We start from the raw sequence: 19,712 nt of genomic DNA on the forward strand, positions 1-19,712 counted from the left end.
CGAATAGCTTATCCGAATTTTACGGAAGTCATATTAAGTGAGCCTGCTACCAACTGGTCGTTGAAGAAGATGGGCTCTTCTTTTTTATCCTGCAGTCCGAGAATATACATCAACGGATAATAATGATCAGGTGTAGGTACGGCGAGTTTCGCAGACTTGCTTAGTTGCTGATAGTTGATCAGCGCCTGGTGATCGCCCTCGGTAATTTTTTTGCGGAATAGTTCATGCATTTCAATTGCCCAGTCGTATCCGTAATTTGGTACGTTCATTTTATCCCAGGCAATCAATCGCAGGTTGTGCACCATGTTGCCACTGCCAATAATCAACACGCCTTTTTTGCGGAGGGCTGCCAGTTCTTTCGCCAGTTCATAATGATACGATGCAGGTTTGCTGTAATCGATGCTGAGTTGCAACACGGGTATGTTCGCATCTGGATACATCCTGCGCACCACCGACCAGGTGCCATGGTCGAGTCCCCAGTCGTGATCAGGCATTACATCGGTTGTCTTCACCAGTTTCCTGGTTTCTTCTGCCAATGCTGGATTGCCCGGTGCGGGATATTGTACTTCAAATAATTCACGGGGAAAACCTCCGAAATCGTGAATGGTTTTCGGATGGTCCATGGCCGTGATGCGCGTGCCATCCGTAAGCCAGTGTGCGGAGATAACCAGCACAGCTTTAGGCTTGGGCAGATCTTGTCCTGCCTGGATCCAGGCGCGGCTGAACGAATTGTCTTCTATTCCGTTCATCGGGGAACCGTGGCCGATAAACAAGACCGGACTTCTCAGGTCCTGTTCGCTCAGCTCATCAGTAAAACGTTTAAAGGCACTTAGACTATTCATACCTGCTGCTCCAATTGCCAGTGTGGTTAAAAATTGTTTTCGTTTCAAGATGGGTGTTTTAATAAGCGGCAGTGAAACGCTGACGGATATGCCGTCCCTGTTCCACTTCATCTGCGGTTGCAACGGCCAGATCTTCCACGGAAATAATGCTGCGGTTGTTTTCATCAAATACCGGGTTTTCCAATGCTGTACGGTATTCGCCCTTGCGCGTGCCGGAGGTACCGGGATGCATTTCTATTGCAGGACTGATGAATGTCCATTCCAGTACTTCTTCCTTGCGCAAAGTATCGAGGTAATCGCGGGCAGCAGAGGCGCCGGGTTTGTATTCTTCCGGAAATTGGGGTGTGTCGATCAGTTGTAAGCCGGGGGCCACAAACAAACTACCCGCGCCGCCGATCACGATCAATCGTTTTACACCGGCTTCCCGGGTGGCCTGCTGAATGCTGTTGGCTCCGCGGATAAATTCATTGTAAATATCCGGGTTGGTCCATCCGGGATTGTAGGCGCTGATGACAGCATCTTGCCCTTTCAGCGCAATGGTCAGGGCAGCGGTGTCGAGAATGTCGACGTGCTCACCATGTACCAGGTCATTTTTCAAGGCAATTTTTTCCGGGTGACGGCTGATGGCTTTTACTGTATGACCGCGGTCGGTCAGTTCTTTTAACAGCGCTGTGCCAACGAAGCCGGTAGCGCCTATGAGTGTTATTTTCATATAATTCAAAATTTAAAAGTCAAAATTCAAAAAAGTGAATAGGATAGTAAGATAATAAGTCAATAAGTGAATTGGGCAACAGGCCAATGGCTCAAAGCGCCTTAGCTCCTTACGCCACTTTGCGTGAAAGACAGCCCTGTGATCTCTTCGGGTTTCAACGTTTCAATGATGGAGTGGGGAAGGGCTTTCTGCAAAATATCCGACGGCCTGCCGGTTTCGTTTATATGAATCACTATTTTTCCTGTCACCACTTCTTTGATTAATTGTGCCACCATTTCTTCTTCCGCTTCCGGTACGGTTAACAAAATAATATCCGCTTCCCACGACGCATCACGCGTGCAGGTCATGGCCTCTATTTCAGCACCGGGAAATGTAGCGTGCAAAGTATGTGTGAGTGATGCAAGTGCCGTGGTATCCGGCGAGAGCAACAGGAAACGAACACCGGGATGCGATGCCAGTTGCATCGTTGCCGCTTTTCCGGTTGGCTCTGTTGCGCCGATGATTGCTATTGTTTTCTTCATGACCATCTCCTCTTTGTTGACAGCACAAAGTTACAGGCATCTCCGCCGCTCTTCCATTGATGAATCGCAAGGATTTTGCTTGATAAAAGTCAAGGCTTATTTGCCGGTCATCTGCCGGCGTACGCGGCTGAGTGTTTCGGGCGCAATGCCCAGGAAAGAAGCGATCATGTGCTGGGGAACACGTTGAAGGATCGTGTTGTTGCCTGCAATGAGCTGCTTGTAATTTTCTTCGGCAGTCAAACTGATATTACCGGATAAACGCCTTTGCGTGGCAACAAGACTGTTTTGTGTAAGAATACGGAAATAACGTTCCATTTTCGGAACGGCCTCCATCATCGCTTCGTAAGAGGAGCCGTTGATGAGCAGCAATTCAGTGTCTTCCAGCGCATCGATATTATAACCGGAAGGTTCGCCCGTCAGAAAGCTGTAAAGATCTGCGATCCACCAGTCTTCAACGGCAAACTGCAATACATGTTCATGCCCTTTCTCATCAACATTGTAGGAGCGTAGTAATCCTTTTTCAACGAAAGCAGTATACTGGCATACTTCTCCCTCCTGCAAAAGGAATTGTTTCCGGCGAAGTTTTTTGGGGATGAAAAATGTCTTCACCAGTTCCTGTTCCTTTTCAGTCAGGCTTATTTTCTTATTGATATTGCCGAGTAATACTTCGAACATATAAAGTGTTGTCAGCGTTCACTATCCTTCTGCGGCCAGTTCTTCGGCCCATTTGTCGCGCTCATCGGGACTGAATTTCCAGGGGGCGAAGTTGTTTTCCACGTTACCGAACATCGCGTTCCATTCCTGCGGTGCATTGCTGTCTTCCATAATAAGACTGCGGCGCAGTTCGTAAATAATATCGAGCGGGGAAATAGATACAGGGCATTCCTGCACGCAGGCGTTGCAGGTGGTACAGGCTCTCAGTTCTTCAATGGTGATATAACTGAATAAGTTCTTGCCATCGTCCTGGAAGGTTTTATTGGCGTCGATGTTGCGGCCGACTTCTTCAAGGCGATCGCGGGTATCCATCATGATCTTGCGTGGTGATAACAACTTGCCGGTCTGGTTGGCAGGACAAGCCGCCGTACAGCGGCCGCACTCTGTGCATGCATAAGCGTCGAGGAGATTCTTCCAACTGAGATCGAATACGTCTTTCGCGCCAAATTTAGCGGGCGGCGCAGCATCCGCCGGGGTGAGTTCGGGTTGCATCGCATACAATACTTCGTTCTGTACGGATTGCATGTTATCCATTTTGCCCATCGGCTCCAGCCTGGCATAATACGCGTTGGGAAACGCCAGCAGGATATGCAAATGTTTGGAATAGGGCAGGTAGTTAAGGAAGGCAAAGATGCCTGCAATGTGCAACCACCAGCATGTACGCTCGATGGCGACCAGCCCTTCGTTGCTGATGCCTGAAAGAAGCGGCTGGAGATATTGCGAGATGACGAAGTTACCGGTGACGTGCTGGGAATAATGTTCTGCTCCGCGCGTTTGCAGCAGGGTGTCGCTCGCATTCAGGAAGAGGAACAAGGTCATTAATACGATCTCGGTGATCAGAATGAGGTTGGCGTCTGTGCGCGGCCAGCCATCGAGTTCGTTCTGGCGGAAACGGCGGATATAGACAATGTTTCTTCTTACAAGGAAAATGGCACAGGCTACCAATACGGTCAGTGCCAGTACTTCAAATGCATTGATCAGGAAGGTATAAAAAACGCCGAGCGGCGCTGCAAACAAACGGTGGGTACCCAACACGCCGTCGAGGACGATCTCGAGAACTTCAATGTTGATGATGACAAAACCGGCATAAACGAAGAAGTGCAAAACGCCGACCAGCGGATTACGGAACATTTTTTTCTGACCGAATGCCAGCAACAACAGGTTGCGCCACCGTCTTGACGGCTGGTCATTCAGCTTTTCATCCAGCCCGAGAAAGATATTCCGGTAAATAAAACGGGACTTTTTGGCAAACAGGTAAATGGCCGCCGCACTCAGCAGTATGAATAAAATTTGTTGGACAATTTGCATAAGCATCTGATTCTAATCGCTAATTTACGGCTTGTTAGCATAAGAGCTTAAAAAGATTAAGACCGAATACCATGGGTGGAAAGAAATATATCCTTGATCAGGCGGTTGCTGCCAGGAAAATGCGGCGGATGGCGCTTGAAATCCTTGAGCAAAACACGGAAGAAGCAGGTATTATCCTTGTCGGTATTGAAGGAAGCGGCGCCGTGGTGGCGCGTAATATCCTTCAGATGATCGAACAGGAAGGCACATTGCCCGTGCAATTCATTTCCCTATCCCTCGACAAACGCCGGCCGGCAGAAGTTACACTCAGCGAAACGCCGGATTTTACGGACAAGGTGATCATAGTGGTCGACGATGTGGCCAACAGCGGCAAAACCTTGCTGTACGCGCTTAAGCCATTTCTTAATTATTATCCGCGCAAAATACAGACGCTGGTGCTGGTTGGCCGCCGTCATAATTCATTTCCCGTTTACCCGGATTATGTAGGCCTGGAACTTGCCACTACTTTGCAAGAGCATATTTATGTGGAGGTGGATGGAGCGGAGGTGAAGGGCGCTTATATGGAGTGAGGCAATGGTGAATCGTGAATCGTCAATCGTGAATGAAACAGCCATATCACCTCGCTGGGTGGGCTGTTTACTTACAACTTACTACTTACTACTTATAACTGCCGCTTCCTCAAAAATACACCGCATACGCTTTCACCTTCCCTTTATTATCTATCATCAGCGACGGCGCGGGAAATTTGAATGAATTGAATACCGAGAAAGCCGTTTTCAGGAAACGGCTCTTTGTAGGAATTTTGGTAAGGTCGATATCGGGTGCAAGATAAAACTGGCGCTTGCGCGGAATATCGCTGCGGTCATAGTCGATGCCGGTTGATTTATCCGTCCATTTATTCGAATATCCTCCAAACATACCATCGGCCCCATAACCTACGGCTATGTTCAGCCAGGCGGGCCAATTACTGTCGGGAAAAAATGACTTTACATTTGCGCTTAACCAATAGGCCTGGGCGTTGTAATCTTTCAGCATCCGCTCGTACCATGCTTTTCCATACAGATCATCGGCTCTTTCCTCCAGCATGCCGGCAGGATATTTTTTTCGGTGAAAAGAGAATTTGTATTGAATGCGCTGCTCTCCCCACAACAATTCCTGCGACATGAAAGCCGCCGATCCCAATACGTTAGCCCCCATGTCGCTCCAACTCCATCCCCATTTGGCAGAACGTGAATCGAGGAATTCGATAGCCGTGAGATAACCTGCTCCGCTCAACCCACCGATCCATACCGCTTTTTTATGTGGCACGCCGGCCCATTCCCACAAAGCCGTTGACGCACGCCCCGTATTGTAGGCCGTCCAGGCATGACCGATCTTGTCCATTTGCAACCACTCGCGGCTGTCGTCGTAAGAATGAATAGGGGAACGGGTTTCATTGGAATACCAGGCGGCATTCAGCACCACGAGTGATCCGCCATATGCCGCCACATTGAGGCCGCCGATCAGCCATTGGCGTTTCGCTTTTTGCGCTGGTGTCAACGCACTCACCGCCGTACTGTCAACAGCCTGGGCATTGATATAACCGGCAGGCAATAAAAGCACGCTGAGCGACAGGAGCAGGGATAAACGTAGCAACATGGTTACAAAAATACGTTGCCGCAGCCGAACAGGTTTTAAAAACCATTAAAACAGCCTGATAAATAGCTTTAAAAAAATCAATAACTTCAGCCCTTTAAATAATAATGGAAAACGATTGACTTATGGATACAGCTATTCAGGCAAAAATCAATACCTGGCTGACAGGAAGTTTTGACGAAGACACCCGGCAGGAAATCAAAAAACTGCAACAGGAAAACGAAACAGATCTGGCTGATGCTTTCTATCGCAACCTGGAGTTTGGTACCGGCGGTCTAAGAGGTATCATGGGCGTGGGCACCAACCGTATGAACAAATACACCGTGGGCATGGCCACACAGGGATATGCCAATTACCTCAAACAAAGTTTTCCCGGTGAGGTGAAGGTGGCTATTGCACATGACAGCCGCAACAACAGCCGTTTTTTTGCTGAAACAACTGCCGGCGTATTCGCTGCCAATGGCATCAAAGTTTACCTTTTCGAAAGTCTGCGTCCTACTCCGGAACTTTCCTTTGCCATCCGTCACCTTGGCTGCCAGGGAGGCGTTGTGTGCACGGCATCGCACAACCCGAAAGAATACAACGGTTATAAAGCTTATTGGAATGATGGTGCGCAACTGGTGCCACCGCATGATAAAAATGTAATCAAAGAAGTAGAGAAAATTTCATCGGTAGACGAAGTGAAGTTTACCGGGGGAGAAGAAAATATTACGCTCATCGGCCGGGAAATCGATGAAGCCTATATGGACATGGTAAAAGGGTTGAGCGTATATCCCGATGTGATCGCGCGTCAGCACGACCTGAAGATCGTGTATACGCCCATTCACGGAACGGGCATCAAACTCGTTCCCGAGGTATTACAACGTTTTGGTTTTACCAACGTAACGATTGTAGAGGAACAAGCGGAACCCAATGGCAATTTCCCGACCGTGGCTTATCCGAATCCGGAGGAAAAAGAAACCATGAGCATCGGGCTTAAAAAAGCCGAGTCACTCGATGCGGATATTCTGCTTGGTACCGATCCCGATGCAGACCGCGTAGGTATTGGCATTCGTGATAATCACGGCAAATGGGTGCTGATGAATGGTAACCAAACAGCCGTGCTCGCATTCAACTACCTGATCGAAGCGCGCCGCACCAAAGGCATTGCGCAGCCGAATGATATGGTGATCACCACCATCGTAACCACCGGGATGATCGATGAAATAGCCGCCGCCAATAAAGTGGCCTGTTATCGTGTGCTGACCGGTTTCAAATGGATCGCCGAAATGATCCGTGAGAAAGAAGGAAAAGAAAATTATATCGTAGGCGGCGAAGAGAGTTTTGGTCTGATGATCGGTGACAAAATCCGTGACAAAGATGCCGTAAGTGCAGTTGCATTACTTTGTGAAATGGCGGCTTATGAAAAAGAAAAAGGGCGTTCACTATTCGATAAGCTGATCGAACTGTATATCCAGCACGGTTTCTATAAAGAAGACCTTATTTCCATTACAAAAAAAGGAATGGATGGTCAGCAGCAGATAGCCGCGATGATGGAAGCTTTCCGCGCACAGCCTCCACAGACGATCAACGGATCACCTGTGGTGAAGCTGCTCGACTATGAATTGCAGCAAGGTAAAAATCTGCAGACCGGCGAAACATGGCCGATCACTTTACCCAAATCAAACGTATTGCAGTTCATCCTGGAAGACGGCAGCATCATCTCTGCACGCCCGAGCGGCACCGAACCCAAGATCAAATTCTATTTCAGTATTAAAGAAAAACTGGAAAATGCGGCTGATTTTGATAAGGTAAATGCACAGCTTGATGAAAAGATCAAGGCGATAGTGAAGGATATGAAGCTGGGGTAAGGAGTATAAGTTTAAACAGCCGTAATAAGTTATAAGTAAAAAGCGCAAGCCGTTGGCTATGCGCTTTTTTATTGACAACTTGGAATTCACATCGTCAAATCATCAAATTTTCAAATTATCAAATTAACTTCGCGTTCTGCTATGAGACCTACAGAAGATGGATATCGCCACAAAGGATTACGTAAGAAACTTGTTGACATAATTGCAGCGAAGGGTATAACCGATGAAAATGTTTTAGCTGCCATAGGCCGTGTACCACGGCACTTTTTCCTCGACTCGGCTTTTGATGAACTGGCATACGACGACCGTGCATTTCCGATAGGAGAAGGGCAGACCATTTCGCAGCCCTACACGGTAGCTTATCAAAGTCAGTTGCTGGCGTTAAAACCATTGATGAAAGTGCTGGAGATTGGTACCGGCAGCGCTTATCAGGCCGTTATCCTGGCAGAACTCGGCGCTAAAGTATTTACCATCGAACGGCAAAAAGCCCTGTTTGACTCCAACAAACAATTTGCGTTGCTCCGCAAATATCCTGCGATTAAATTCTTTTACGGCGACGGCTATCAGGGACTTCCTACTTACGGACCTTTTGATCGCGTGATCATCACGGCTGCTGCGCCTGACATTCCTCAAAAACTTTTACAACAACTTCGTCCGGGTGGCATGATGGTGATTCCCGTTGGAGAAGGAGAGGTGCAACAGATGCGCCGCCTCACCAAGAAAGAAGACGGATCGTATACCGAAGAACGATTTGCCGATTTTTCTTTTGTACCGATGCTGAGTGGTACTAATAAGTGAAATCGTGAATCGTGAATGGTCAATCGTGAATGGTCAATCGTCAATAGGCGAATATCTTCGCCTTAATCCGTTTGCATCTTTGCGTGAAAAGCAGCAGGGTTCACGCAAAGGGGTACCAGGAGCAAGGACGCAAAGAAGCGATTACTTGCCGATTTTCTTTTGTACCGATGCTGAGTGGTACTAATAAGTGAAATCGTGAATCGTGAATGGTCAATCGTGAATGGTCAATCGTCAATAGGCGAATATCTTCGCCTTAATCCGTTTGCATCTTTGCGTGAAAAGCAGCAGGGTTCACGCAAAGGCACATAAGGAGCAAGGACGCAAAGAAGCGATTACTTGCCGATTTTCTTTTGTACCGATGCTGAGTGGTACTAATAAGTGAAATCGTGAATCGTGAATGGTCAATCGTCAATAGGCGAATATCTTTGCGGCTTAATCCCTTTGCATCTTTGCGTGAAAAGCGGCAGGGTTCACGCAAAGGCACTTAAGGAGCCAGGACGCAAAGAAGCGAATACTCGCCGATTTTCTTTTGTACCGATGCTGAATGCCTTTACGACCTTGTTACTTAATACTTATCACTTAATACTTATTACTTAATACGGCTGTTTGACTTAAAACCAGAAAAAAAGGCGTAAAGCAAAATGCCTTACGCCTTAAACCTTTTATCTTATACCTTCCTTACAGGTGAATTGCTTCACCGTATGCCACTTCAATGGCGTCTTTCACGCTTTCGCTGATAGTGGGGTGCGGATGAATGCTGTTAAGCACTTCGTGGTAGGTTGTCTCCAACTTGCGCGCAGTTACCGTTTGTGCAATGATCTCGGTTACGTTGTAGCCGATGGCATGTGTACCCAGCCATTCGCCGTATTTGGCATCGAAGATCACTTTGATAAATCCTTCTGCGTGACCTGCCGCAGATGCTTTACCGGATGCACTCAGCGGGAACTTGCCCACTTTGATTTCATAACCGGCATCGCGGGCCTGCTTCTCTGTGAACCCAACTGAAGCAATCTCGGGATAGCAATATGTACAACCCGGAACGTTGCCGTAATCGAGCGGCTCGGGCTGGTGATTGTATTTTTTCTCTGCATGCGCAATAGCTTCAACGCAGATGATGCCTTCTTTAGAAGCAACGTGCGCCAACGCCTGGCCAGGAACACAGTCACCGATCGCATAGATGCCGGGTACGCTTGTCTGATAGTATTTATCCACGGTGATTCGGCCTTTGTCCGTTTTCACGCCGGTTTCTTCCAGACCAATGCCTTCGATGTTGGCAGATACGCCTACTGCACTCAGCAATATGTCGGCTTCCAGCACCACTTCTCCGTCGGCAGTTTTCACTTTTGCTTTTACACCCTCACCGGATGTATCAACAGAAGTTACTTCGCTGTTGGTGAGAATATCGATGCCTTGTTTTTTGAAATTCTTTTCGAGTTCTTTTGATACGTCCTCATCTTCCACCGGCACTACGCGCGGGAGGAATTCAACTACGGTCACTTTGGTGCCGATGCTGTTGTAGAAATATCCGAACTCAACACCGATGGCGCCCGAGCCCACCACGATGATGCTCTTGGGCTGTACAGGCAGCGACATGGCTTCACGGTAACCGATCACTTTCTTACCGTCCTGTTTGAGGGCTGGCAATTCGCGGCTTCTGCCGCCGGTAGCGATGATGATATATTTACCTTCAACGATCTGCTTCTGACCGTCTTTTTCTACTTCCAATTTTCCTTTGCCAACCAGTTTGCCGAAGCCCATGATCACGTCGATCTTGTTCTTCTTCATCAGGAACTGCACACCTTTGCTCATTTTGTCGGCCACACCACGGCTGCGCTTGATGATGGCGTCGAAACGCGGGGTACCGGTAGCTTCTATACCGAAAGCTTCCGCATGACGGATATCATTGGCTACCTGGGCACTTTTCAGCAGGGCCTTGGTAGGGATACAGCCCCAGTTCAGGCAAATGCCTCCCAGGCTCTCTTTTTCGATAATAGCTGTTTTAAAGCCTAACTGTGAAGCACGGATAGCTGCCACATAACCTCCGGGACCGCTGCCGAGCACTACTACATCGTATGCCATATTATCTTGATTGATTTTTAAATGAATGAAGCTGATCAGTATGCGCAGCGAAGTTATTTTAAAACAACCAATTGGGCAAAAAAGGCGTCCCGCAGCCACGGAAGCCAGTCCCAATGCGGAAATTCCCGGTTTTTACTACCGGTTTTTTCCGTTTATAGACATACAACCACGAAAAAAAGGAACAGATTGCATGATATTGAATATCTTGTAGCCTCTTTCTGCATGCGTAACGTCCTTTTTCTAATAGCACTGTTCCTCACAGGCATGGGAGAATTGTCTGCCCAGGATGAGCGAACAATCCGTATTCAGGTCCGGTTATCAGGACAAACGGCTATGGCTGACGTTACCGTTGCATTACTGAAAAAAGATTCTTCCCTTTTCCGCACCGCAATCACCCCCGCCGATGGCAAAGTTGCCTTCGTCGTTCCGCACGGCCATGATTACCTCGTGCAGGTCAGCCGCGTAGGTTTTATTACCCGCGTGCAGCCCGTTCCGTCACGGGAAGACGAGGATGAGCATGTTATCGTGCACCTCGATACCGCCGCTACACTGCTAGACGGTGTTACTGTGCGCGCACCCATACGCCCTTTTGTACAGGTATTGCCCGATAAAACAATCGTAAACGTGGAAGCCGGAGTGACCAACGCGGGCGCCTCCGCACTCGAAGTGCTCGAACGCTCACCCGGCGTAACCATCGATCGCAACGGACAGATCAGCCTCAAAGGACGACCGCAGGTATTGATATTGATCGATGGTAAACAAACCCAATTGGCCGGCACCGATCTGCAAAACCTCCTGGCGGGTATGAATGCCTCGCAGATCGCAGAAATCGAACTGATGGACATGCCGCCTGCGCGCTACGATGCCGCCGGCAATGCCGGCATCATCAATATCAAAACGAAAAAGAACCGGCAAAAAGGCTTCAATGGTTCACTCAACGCAGGTGTTGCGCAGGGACGTTATCCCAAATACAACAAGAGCCTGATGCTGAATTATTACCGGGGAAAAGTGAACACCTTCTTTAATTACAGTTTCAATACCGCAGAATATATCACGGACCTCTACGCTTTACGTACCTATTACCGGCCCGACGGCTCCGTGTCTTCCTACCTGGAACAGCCTTATTTTACCAAAGGTTTTGGCAATACCCATACCATTCGCACCGGTATGGATTATACCGTCAATACGCGTACGTCAATGGGTGTGACACTGACGGGCACTTCGCTGAAACGCGACGCGCGCGGCCGCGCCACAGCTTTTTGGATGAATGACATGTTCCAGGCCGATTCAACCATCGTTACCGAAAGCCACAATACGCACAGGCTGAAGCAGGGTGGCGTGAGCGCCAATTTTCGTCATGCTTTCAGCGCCAGCCGCGAACTGACCGCTGATGTGGAATGGGTAGGCTATTCGATCCGCGGGCGGCAGAATTTTGAAAACCGCAAGATCATGCCCGCCGGCAACATCGATGCCTCAACCGGCGACATCCCCTCATCGATCGGCATCTTCTCCGCCCGCACCGACTACAAACAGACCACCCGGCATTGGGTATGGGAGACGGGCCTGAAAACTTCGCGCGTTAATACCGATAATGAGGCTTCTTACCTGATGCTGCAGGGCGGCAATTGGGTGCCCGATTTCGGAAAGAGCAATCACTTTCTATACCGGGAAAACATTCATGCCGCATACTCAAGCCTTGCCTATAATAAAAACAAGTGGAATGTACAGGGAGGACTTCGTTATGAATACACCACTTACCGGGCAAAACAACTGGGCAACCAGGTAAATCCGGATTCAACATTTGACCGTACTTACCACAGTCTTTTCCCTACAGTGTTTGCTTCATACCGGGCCGATTCACTGCATCAGTTCAGCATCAGCGGCGGCCGGCGTATAGACCGGCCGGTATTTCAGAAACTCAATCCGTTTGTATTCATTATTAATAAGTACACCTATCAGCAGGGCAATCCGTTTTTACTGCCGCAATACACCTGGAACATTGAATTATCGCACACGTATCGCGGGATGCTGACAACGGGTGTTAATTATAGTTTCTCCAACGATTATTTTTCGCAGATTTTCCTGACGGATCCGGCTACCGGCACTATTTCCTACACCGATGGCAATGTGGGACGGATGCAGAACCTCGGCGTTTCCGTTGGTTTGCAGGTATCGCCTGTACGCTGGTGGAGTTTGTCAACGCAGGCGGATTATAATCACAAGCGCATCGCCGGTTATGTCGGAGCTGATTACTATGCACGGTCCATCAACCAACTCAGCATAAGCATGAATAACCAACTGCAGTTCGCAGACGGTTGGACGGGGGAGTTGAGCGGCTTTTACATTACCCGTAATCAGAACGACCTGCAGGAAGTGTTAAACCCTACAGGGCAGCTATCTGCGGGCATTGCCCGGCAGTTATGGGGAAAAAGAGCGGTAGTACGCCTGACGGCCCGTGATATTTTCTATACCCAGATCATGGCGGGGCAGAGCTATTTCAGCCGCAGCGAAGAATACTTCAAACTCAAGCGCGATACCCGCGTATTCACCCTTTCCTTCACCTGGCGTTTCGGCCAGTCTGTGCAATCACAGCGCGAGTCCTCCGGCGCGGCAAGCGACGAGATCAACCGCGTTGGTTCAGGTAATTAGACCCTTTTTTTTGTAGTGTAACGACTACATAATCGCCCGCAAAGCGACGACAAGCGATTGTGGCAATCCTCTATTTTTTCCGGCTCCTCCGCGACGTTACTTTGTATTCATAACTAAGGAAAACAAGCCACCATTTTTCGAACACCCTCGTTGTAAAAACCAAGTTTGTCCCTGGCTAACCTATGAACTTAAAGCACAGACAAGCCACCATCCACCGTTAGGCTTTTTGCAGTCAGACTGTCTTCCAAAACGCAGTCTGACGAAGCAAGAAGCTTTTTTTATTGGATCATTAAAATGTTCGTCGTATGGAAACCCTCTTTCAGCTTGCAGACCAGCTTGCCGGCAGTTTCCGCCCGGCAGCCCAGCGGTCGCACAGTTTATTCATCAATGAAATTCCGGCCGATCTTGATCTCGGGGCTAATCGCGAATGCCTGGCTCATGTGATCAGCGGCATGTTACAGACCGTCCTCAACCACAGTTCCCATGCTACCATCCGCATGAGAGCCCACCGCCAGAACGATGTTACCATCTTTTGTATGAAGGGCGTTTCCCCGTTCGCTCTTTCAGGTCCCGAACTGGCGCAAACCAGCCAGTTGGCGGGCTGCCTTGGCGGCAATCTCTACCTTTCCGGCTCCCCGGGCGACAATCTGCATTTCTCCTTCTGTTACCCGAATGCAGGTAACTGGCCGGGTTAAACTTCTTGTCGCCGATCAAAAATCCGTGTATGTTGTAGATTATCTTCTACAAAACTGTCGTTCCCATAGTTACAACATTCTCACACAGCCTTCTATTTCACAGGATAAAAAATGGCGTTTTTTTTGCGTATATGTTCACGAAACGAAAAACACCATGACCTACCCTAATTCTGCGAAACCGGAAACAGTTAACCTGTATGACTATGCTAATCGCATTCTCGATGAATGCTGGCCGGGCGAAAGTCCCGAAAAAGCTTTGCTCCGGAACGAGATTCCCCGCGATCTGTGGATCGAACAACACACCGATACCGTTTGTCAGTGGATACAAACCCTGATTCAAAGTGTGGCTTCAGGGCCACTGCCCGGGGTTACCCGGCTGAGCGGTTCCCGACAGGGTGCTGATACCGTATTACGTGTGGAGCATCCGGGTGATAATCCGCCCTGCACCCGGCATTTCGACTGGCTGCGTCTCAATACCATCGCAGAACGGACAGGCGCCAAACTATACCTGGCATTTGAAGAGCCGGGACTTAACGTGATTTCATTTCGCATTCCCTCGGCTAACTAACCGACATAACATCTTTTTGCCCAATCAAAAAAATTCACTCATGAGCCAGCAGAATTATACCAACCATGTCCGTTACTATGCACCACATCATTTTGTTTTCTATCCATTGTCACTGTTCATGCTGTGTATTTCCGTTTATGAATACTGGCATTCGGGTGGAACTAAAATCATGTGGCTCATCGTTGCTGCGGGAACGGGCATGCTGATATTCCTGTCGCTCATGCTTCGCCAGCATTATGCGCTGATGTTGCAGGACAGACTTGTACGCATGGAACTGCGCTGGCGGTATCACGTGTTGACGGGCAAAAGATTGGAAACACTCGAAAATCAACTGCGATTCAAACAGTTAGCGGCTTTGCGTTTCGCTTCTGACACAGAATTGCCGGCACTGGCAGACCGCGCAGTGGCCGAAAAACTCTCACCCGATCAGATCAAAAAGTCCATCCGCGAATGGCAGCCCGACGATATGCGGGTTTAATAAGGGTTATCTTGTGTTTTGTTGTAAATTTGGTCGCAACAATCGCAATCACTTAACCCTCTTGCCGACAACCACTTTTAAAATATTTGCAGGCCTCAGCCTGCTCTTGCTTCCTTTTGCACTGACGGCCCAGGCGCGGCCTCGTCAGGCAGACAGCCTTCTCTATCTTCTTAAAAAGCAACCTGAAAACACCCGCCGCGTAGATCTGTTCAATGAACTGGCGGAAGCGTACGGACAATTCAGCATGGACACAGTAGGCGTGCTGGCGGAACAGGCGCGTGAACTGGCCGTTAAACTGAAATACAAAAAAGGAGAAGCCGACGCATTGCTCAATTTCTCCAACTTCCGGCGTGTAAAAGGTGATTATACCGCTGCGCTCAAAGCCTGTCTTGAAGGCGTGTCTATCTACGAATCGCTCGGCAAAAGTTCCCGGCTCGGCGAAGCCTATCTCACCGTAGCGCAGATCTATAAAAATATATCCGGGCACAACAGAACGGAAGAATACATCCAGATCGGATTGAATTATTCGAAGATGGCTTATAACATGTATCAGTCTGTCGGAGATTCATCGGGACTCGTGCACAGCCTCAGCATGGCTGGTATTCTTTACCGTGACAATGCCATGCGCAGTAAAGAACTTCGTCATTACTACGATTCCGCCTTTGCCGTATTCAAAAATGCAATTGTGCTCATCGAGAAATATGGCAAAGGAACTGATGGTACCGGAAAAGTGTACAACAACATCAGCCAGGTTTATACTGAATATTTCAAAGACTATAAAACAGCGCTCAATTATGTAGAGAAAGCCGTGGCTTTCAATATAGCCAATGACAACCTGCAGAGTTTGTCTTATAATTATGGCAATATGGCCAAGAACTACGAGCGCCTGGGCGATTTTAAACGTTCACTGGAATACGGCTATAAAACGGTTGGAGTGGCGATGCAGCTCGGCAAGCCTGAACGTTTGCAAAACGCCTACTCTCAAATGCACAGTACATACAAAGCGATGGGGCAGGCAGATTCTGCCTATCATTATTATATCCTCAAAGACAACCTCAACGATTCACTGACGGATCTGGCGCGCACGGCACAGGTGATGGAATTGCAGACCCGTTTTGAAACACAGAAAAAAGAAGGCGACATCGTTCGCCTGAAATCTGAGCGCCGTGATCAGCAACGCCGGATGTTTTTCATGGCCATAGCCTTGCTGCTGTTGCTCTGTCTCGTGGCCGCGCTGGGATTTCTTTACCGCCGTGTGCGTATTCAACGGGGACAAATTGCCGCACAATCGGTACGCCTGGAAGTGATGATGAAAGAATTGCATCACCGCGTAAAAAATAATCTGCAAATTGTGAGCAGCCTGCTGAGTTTGCAGACGCATAAGCTCAAAGATGAAAGTGCTATCGGTGTATTGCGCGAAAGCCAGTTGCGCGTGCAGGCCATGAGTCTGATCCATCAACGCCTTTATAAAAAAGATGAACTCACGGCAATCAACATGAAAGAGTATATATCGGATCTGGCTAATTCACTCATAGCAGCCTATGGATATTCGCCGGGAGAGCTGGAACTGGATATTGAAGTGGAGAAAGAAATGATGGACATAGACCGTGCATTGCCGCTCGGCCTGATCCTGAATGAAATGATCACCAACTCGCTCAAATATGCTTTTGCGGATACGCGTATTCCGCGGTTGAGCATCCACCTTCGGGAAGAAAATGGCGAAGTGATCACACGTGTGGAAGACAATGGCATCGGAATTGATCCGGCTAAATGGAATAAGGCTTCCAGTTCTTTTGGTAAACAACTGATCACTGCACTGTGCAGGCAGTTGCGGGCGCGTCAGGATGTGCAGGGAGGCGAAGGCACAATTTTTACAATTACGATACCAGGCAAAGCTGCCTGAGTTAAAATAAGCGGATGAATACGGAAAATATACGTGTACTGATCGTGGAAGATGAAGCCATTGTGGCAATGGACCTGGCAGCGGGACTGGAAAGCGAAGGGTATGAAGTGGCCGGTATTGCCGACAATGCGGAAGACGCGTTGCAATTATTCCGCGAAGAAGACGTAGACATTCTTTTGATGGACATCAGCATCATGGGTGAACGCGACGGGATCAGTGTGGCAGGGGAGATGATGGAGCAGAGAGCGATACCGCTTATTTACCTGACAGCCTTAACGGATGCAGAAACCATCAGCCGGGCCAAACACACACGGCCTTCGGCATTTCTTACCAAGCCTTATACGCTGACGAATGTGCGTATTGCCATGGAAATGGCGATGCACAACTTTGCCGCATCGCAGGAGCCGGGCGGCAAGGTAATTCCATTGCAACCGGAGAAAAAAGAAACCGAATCCGTCGATACGGGCAAAGAGACGATCCTTCAATTGAAAGACTACATTTTCGTAAAACATAATTACGCATTTGTAAAAGTCAGGCTGTCCGATATCCGCTACATCGAAGCGGATAACAACTATATACACCTCGTCATCCCCGGCAACAGGATGTTGTTGCGGTTATCGATGAATCAACTGCTCGAAAAGATCAACTATCCCCGGCTGGTGCGCATTCACCGTTCGTTTGCAGTGAACATGGAGCACATCACTGCTTTTACAGATTACGAAGTGCGCCTCGATCAGCAGGAGCTACCGATTGGCAGAAGTTATAAGGAAGACTTCCTGCGCAATTTTAATTCCCGCTGATGCAGTTTTTTTGATTCTCATTTATCGTCATTTACAATTGGCTGTCGCCGGGATTTTTCAAATACGGCAGGTATTCTAATTTGCGTTTAAAGCGTCTGCATTTATATTTGCATGATCTGCTTAACCCCTCTAAACTAAACTCTGTTCATGAGAAAACTCTCCCTATTAATGGCCGGGTGTATGCTTGCTTGCATAACCCTGAAGGCCCAGGTTATTTTTTACGAAAATTTTAATGGTATCAGTGGTTCTACGGCGGGTGGCCCCGGCACCTACGCATTTCCAACCGGCTGGTTGTTGCGTAATGTTGACAACCGGACTCCTGCTGCGCAGACGGCGTATGTAAACCAGGCATGGACCCGCCGCGAAGACTTTTCCTTCAACGTAGCGGATAGCTGCGCTTTTTCCAATTCGTGGTACAGCCCGGCAGGTGCAGCCAATGACTGGATGTGGACACCGCCGATTGCTATCCCGGCTACCGGCGTCAGCACGCTGTCCTGGAGGGCTGTTGCTTACGATGCGGCCTATCCTGATGGCTACGAAGTACGCATCATGACGGCACCTACAGTTCCTACAGGAGGCAACGGAACCATCGGTAATCAAATCACTAATTCCACCGTCCTGTTTTCCACCGCCGCTGAAAGCAGTTCATGGACAACACGCAGCGTGCCTCTTACGGGTTACGTTGGTCAGACCGTTTATATAGCTTTTCGCAATAACTCAAGCGATAAGTTTCTGCTGCTGATCGATGATGTGAAAGTAGAGCGGTTGTTGAATTTTGACGCCTCCGTTACTACCGCTCTTTCTTCTCAGTACGCACAAATTCCTTTGAGCCAGGCCAGCAACCTTACACTTGGCGGGCGTATCGACAACCTGGGTTCACAGGGGCTGAACAATGTAAGACTTGGTGCGCGGATTTATAATGCAGGTAATACAATTGTAAATGAAGTGGCGTCTGCCAGTATATCCACACTGGCCGCCGGTGCCAATGCAAATTTTACGTTGCCTGCGTGGACGCCATCGGCGCCTGGAACATATACGGTGCGTTATTTCCCGATACAGAACGAAGCGGACCAGTTGACCACGAATGACACGCTGGTGCGCACCTTTGTCATTACAGACAGTGTGTATGCGCGAGACAGGGGAGCCGCCAATGGAAGCCTGGGTATCGGCGCTGGCAACGGAGGATACCTTGGTCAGGTATTTACCTTCCAGCAATCATCTTATCTGAGCTCCGTTTCCATCGACTATTCACGTGGATACACCGGAAGACGTTATGCCGCTGCTGTATGGAACACGGTAGGCGGAGTGCCCACTACCATGGTTGCTACTACCGATACCTTGTTGTACCCGGATAATAACGCCCTGGTGGCGACCCTGAATATTTACGGAGGCGCAAAATCTCTTCCGGCGGGCGACTATGTAATCACCGCCATTGAATTTGATTCAACAGTTGCCGTAACGTTGCGATCGGAGATTTATACGCCCGGTACTACCTGGGTTAACTGGCCTACTTCACCCACCGGTACCTGGGCAAATAATGAATCCTTTGGTGCCAGCTTCGCCAAACCCTATTCGATCCGTGCCAATGTTCGTCTTACTCAGTTCCCGCTGCCGGTAAGGCTGCTTTCATTCGAAGGAAGAAAAACAACACGCGGTAACCAACTGGACTGGGCGGTCACTGAACAATTAAACATTCAGCGCTATACCGTTGAGCGAAGTGGCAACGGCATCAACTTCGCTGCTGTCGGTAGTGTTACCGCCAATGCATTTGCAGATTACCGGTATGATTTTACAGATATAAGCCCGCTGCCTGGCGTCAATTACTATCGCCTGGCTATCGTCGAGAATGGACAAACAACTTATAGTAACACGATCCGTCTCGATAGCCGCGGACAACAACGCGTAACAGTGGCACCCACACCCGCCAATGATAAGGTGGTTCTGCAGAGCAGCGACCTTCAATTAATTGGTACGAACGCCCGTTTGATTAACCTGTCGGGTCAGCCGGTAAAAACGGTCCGTATTACGCAGATGCCATATACACTCGATATCCGCGATATTCCCGCAGGCTATTATCTGCTTGTGCTGGAAGATAATACCTCATTGAAAGTGATCAGGCAGTGAGCAAGTGATAAGTTTTAAGTATTAAAAAAGCGGGAC

17 protein-coding genes are annotated in these 19,712 nt (G+C 48.8%); 10 read left to right on the forward strand and 7 right to left on the reverse strand.

Annotated elements, in window-relative coordinates:
* Positions 1-8: 8 nt before the first annotated feature.
* The 5 genes from ygiD to H608_RS0102105 all read right to left on the reverse strand — a co-directional run bounded on the left by ygiD (position 9) and on the right by H608_RS0102105 (position 4,097).
* Positions 9-890 carry a 4,5-DOPA-extradiol-dioxygenase gene (ygiD, locus tag H608_RS0102085; protein WP_245565705.1) on the reverse strand — a complete coding sequence of 294 codons (882 nt, stop codon included), beginning with the start codon at positions 888-890 and terminating at the stop codon, positions 9-11.
* A gap of 10 nt (positions 891-900) precedes the next feature.
* Positions 901-1,554: an NAD(P)-dependent oxidoreductase gene (locus H608_RS0102090; protein ID WP_028786222.1), complete on the reverse strand. Its 654-nt coding sequence runs from the start codon at positions 1,552-1,554 to the stop codon at positions 901-903.
* Between the two features lie 101 nt (positions 1,555-1,655).
* Positions 1,656-2,075: an NAD(P)-binding domain-containing protein gene (locus H608_RS20925; RefSeq protein WP_051267932.1), complete on the reverse strand. Its 420-nt coding sequence runs from the start codon at positions 2,073-2,075 to the stop codon at positions 1,656-1,658.
* A gap of 96 nt (positions 2,076-2,171) precedes the next feature.
* Entirely contained in the window at positions 2,172-2,750 is a 579-nt protein-coding gene (locus H608_RS0102100; protein ID WP_028786223.1) for a Crp/Fnr family transcriptional regulator, read from the reverse strand.
* A 21-nt stretch (positions 2,751-2,771) separates the two neighbouring features.
* Entirely contained in the window at positions 2,772-4,097 is a 1,326-nt protein-coding gene (locus H608_RS0102105; protein ID WP_028786224.1) for a 4Fe-4S dicluster domain-containing protein, read from the reverse strand.
* A gap of 71 nt (positions 4,098-4,168) precedes the next feature.
* On the opposite strand from H608_RS0102105, the gene H608_RS0102110 reads away from it, so the two are divergent.
* On the forward strand, positions 4,169-4,666 hold the full coding sequence (locus H608_RS0102110) for a phosphoribosyltransferase family protein (RefSeq protein ID WP_028786225.1): 498 nt from the start codon (positions 4,169-4,171) through the stop codon (positions 4,664-4,666).
* A gap of 109 nt (positions 4,667-4,775) precedes the next feature.
* Here the strand turns inward: H608_RS0102110 and H608_RS0102115 are convergent, their stop codons facing one another.
* Positions 4,776-5,735, reverse strand: a complete 960-nt coding sequence (locus H608_RS0102115) for a DUF2279 domain-containing protein (RefSeq protein WP_028786226.1) — start codon at positions 5,733-5,735, stop codon at positions 4,776-4,778.
* A 122-nt stretch (positions 5,736-5,857) separates the two neighbouring features.
* On the opposite strand from H608_RS0102115, the gene H608_RS0102120 reads away from it, so the two are divergent.
* Both H608_RS0102120 and H608_RS0102125 read left to right on the forward strand, forming a co-directional pair.
* Positions 5,858-7,582, forward strand: a complete 1,725-nt coding sequence (locus H608_RS0102120; RefSeq protein ID WP_028786227.1) for a phospho-sugar mutase — start codon at positions 5,858-5,860, stop codon at positions 7,580-7,582.
* A 141-nt stretch (positions 7,583-7,723) separates the two neighbouring features.
* Positions 7,724-8,380, forward strand: coding sequence for a protein-L-isoaspartate(D-aspartate) O-methyltransferase (locus H608_RS0102125; protein ID WP_028786228.1), 657 nt, complete (start codon positions 7,724-7,726; stop codon positions 8,378-8,380).
* Between the two features lie 678 nt (positions 8,381-9,058).
* Here H608_RS0102125 and lpdA read toward each other — a convergent pair.
* Complete coding sequence (gene lpdA / locus H608_RS0102130) at positions 9,059-10,459, reverse strand: dihydrolipoyl dehydrogenase (protein WP_028786229.1); 1,401 nt, start codon at positions 10,457-10,459, stop codon at positions 9,059-9,061.
* A gap of 222 nt (positions 10,460-10,681) precedes the next feature.
* Between lpdA and H608_RS0102140 the strand changes: the two genes are divergently transcribed.
* The 7 genes from H608_RS0102140 to H608_RS0102170 all read left to right on the forward strand — a co-directional run bounded on the left by H608_RS0102140 (position 10,682) and on the right by H608_RS0102170 (position 19,676).
* Positions 10,682-13,108: an outer membrane beta-barrel family protein gene (locus H608_RS0102140; protein ID WP_162142833.1), complete on the forward strand. Its 2,427-nt coding sequence runs from the start codon at positions 10,682-10,684 to the stop codon at positions 13,106-13,108.
* A gap of 305 nt (positions 13,109-13,413) precedes the next feature.
* Entirely contained in the window at positions 13,414-13,803 is a 390-nt protein-coding gene (locus H608_RS0102145) for a hypothetical protein (protein ID WP_028786232.1), read from the forward strand.
* A gap of 154 nt (positions 13,804-13,957) precedes the next feature.
* Entirely contained in the window at positions 13,958-14,371 is a 414-nt protein-coding gene (locus H608_RS0102150; protein ID WP_028786233.1) for a hypothetical protein, read from the forward strand.
* 40 nt (positions 14,372-14,411) lie between these two features.
* The gene (locus H608_RS0102155; protein WP_028786234.1) at positions 14,412-14,849 is read left to right on the forward strand and encodes a DUF6526 family protein; all 438 of its coding nucleotides are present in this window, start codon (positions 14,412-14,414) and stop codon (positions 14,847-14,849) included.
* Between the two features lie 61 nt (positions 14,850-14,910).
* The gene (locus H608_RS0102160) at positions 14,911-16,752 is read left to right on the forward strand and encodes a sensor histidine kinase (RefSeq protein ID WP_028786235.1); all 1,842 of its coding nucleotides are present in this window, start codon (positions 14,911-14,913) and stop codon (positions 16,750-16,752) included.
* Between the two features lie 14 nt (positions 16,753-16,766).
* Positions 16,767-17,552 carry a LytTR family transcriptional regulator DNA-binding domain-containing protein gene (locus tag H608_RS0102165; protein ID WP_028786236.1) on the forward strand — a complete coding sequence of 262 codons (786 nt, stop codon included), beginning with the start codon at positions 16,767-16,769 and terminating at the stop codon, positions 17,550-17,552.
* Positions 17,553-17,699: 147 nt separating this feature from the next.
* The gene (locus tag H608_RS0102170) at positions 17,700-19,676 is read left to right on the forward strand and encodes a choice-of-anchor J domain-containing protein (RefSeq protein WP_081658765.1); all 1,977 of its coding nucleotides are present in this window, start codon (positions 17,700-17,702) and stop codon (positions 19,674-19,676) included.
* Positions 19,677-19,712 lie beyond the last annotated feature (36 nt).

It is taken from the genome of Terrimonas ferruginea DSM 30193 (genome assembly GCF_000425585.1).
Lineage (GTDB): Bacteria > Bacteroidota > Bacteroidia > Chitinophagales > Chitinophagaceae > Terrimonas > Terrimonas ferruginea.

Excerpts from the sequence above, each read along its gene's own strand:
- H608_RS0102115 (WP_028786226.1), bottom strand. The coding sequence starts at position 5,735 with ATGTTGCTACGTTTATCCCTGCTCCTGTCGCTCAGCGTGCTTTTATTG.
- H608_RS0102105 (WP_028786224.1), bottom strand. The coding sequence starts at position 4,097 with ATGCAAATTGTCCAACAAATTTTATTCATACTGCTGAGTGCGGCGGCC.
- H608_RS0102145 (WP_028786232.1), top strand. The coding sequence starts at position 13,414 with ATGGAAACCCTCTTTCAGCTTGCAGACCAGCTTGCCGGCAGTTTCCGC.
- H608_RS0102170 (WP_081658765.1), top strand. The coding sequence starts at position 17,700 with ATGAGAAAACTCTCCCTATTAATGGCCGGGTGTATGCTTGCTTGCATA.
- H608_RS0102090 (WP_028786222.1), bottom strand. The coding sequence starts at position 1,554 with ATGAAAATAACACTCATAGGCGCTACCGGCTTCGTTGGCACAGCGCTG.
- H608_RS0102155 (WP_028786234.1), top strand. The coding sequence starts at position 14,412 with ATGAGCCAGCAGAATTATACCAACCATGTCCGTTACTATGCACCACAT.
- H608_RS0102100 (WP_028786223.1), bottom strand. The coding sequence starts at position 2,750 with ATGTTCGAAGTATTACTCGGCAATATCAATAAGAAAATAAGCCTGACT.
- H608_RS0102140 (WP_162142833.1), top strand. The coding sequence starts at position 10,682 with ATGCGTAACGTCCTTTTTCTAATAGCACTGTTCCTCACAGGCATGGGA.
- H608_RS20925 (WP_051267932.1), bottom strand. The coding sequence starts at position 2,075 with ATGAAGAAAACAATAGCAATCATCGGCGCAACAGAGCCAACCGGAAAA.
- H608_RS0102120 (WP_028786227.1), top strand. The coding sequence starts at position 5,858 with ATGGATACAGCTATTCAGGCAAAAATCAATACCTGGCTGACAGGAAGT.
- H608_RS0102125 (WP_028786228.1), top strand. The coding sequence starts at position 7,724 with ATGAGACCTACAGAAGATGGATATCGCCACAAAGGATTACGTAAGAAA.
- lpdA (WP_028786229.1), bottom strand. The coding sequence starts at position 10,459 with ATGGCATACGATGTAGTAGTGCTCGGCAGCGGTCCCGGAGGTTATGTG.
- H608_RS0102110 (WP_028786225.1), top strand. The coding sequence starts at position 4,169 with ATGGGTGGAAAGAAATATATCCTTGATCAGGCGGTTGCTGCCAGGAAA.
- H608_RS0102150 (WP_028786233.1), top strand. The coding sequence starts at position 13,958 with ATGACCTACCCTAATTCTGCGAAACCGGAAACAGTTAACCTGTATGAC.
- H608_RS0102165 (WP_028786236.1), top strand. The coding sequence starts at position 16,767 with ATGAATACGGAAAATATACGTGTACTGATCGTGGAAGATGAAGCCATT.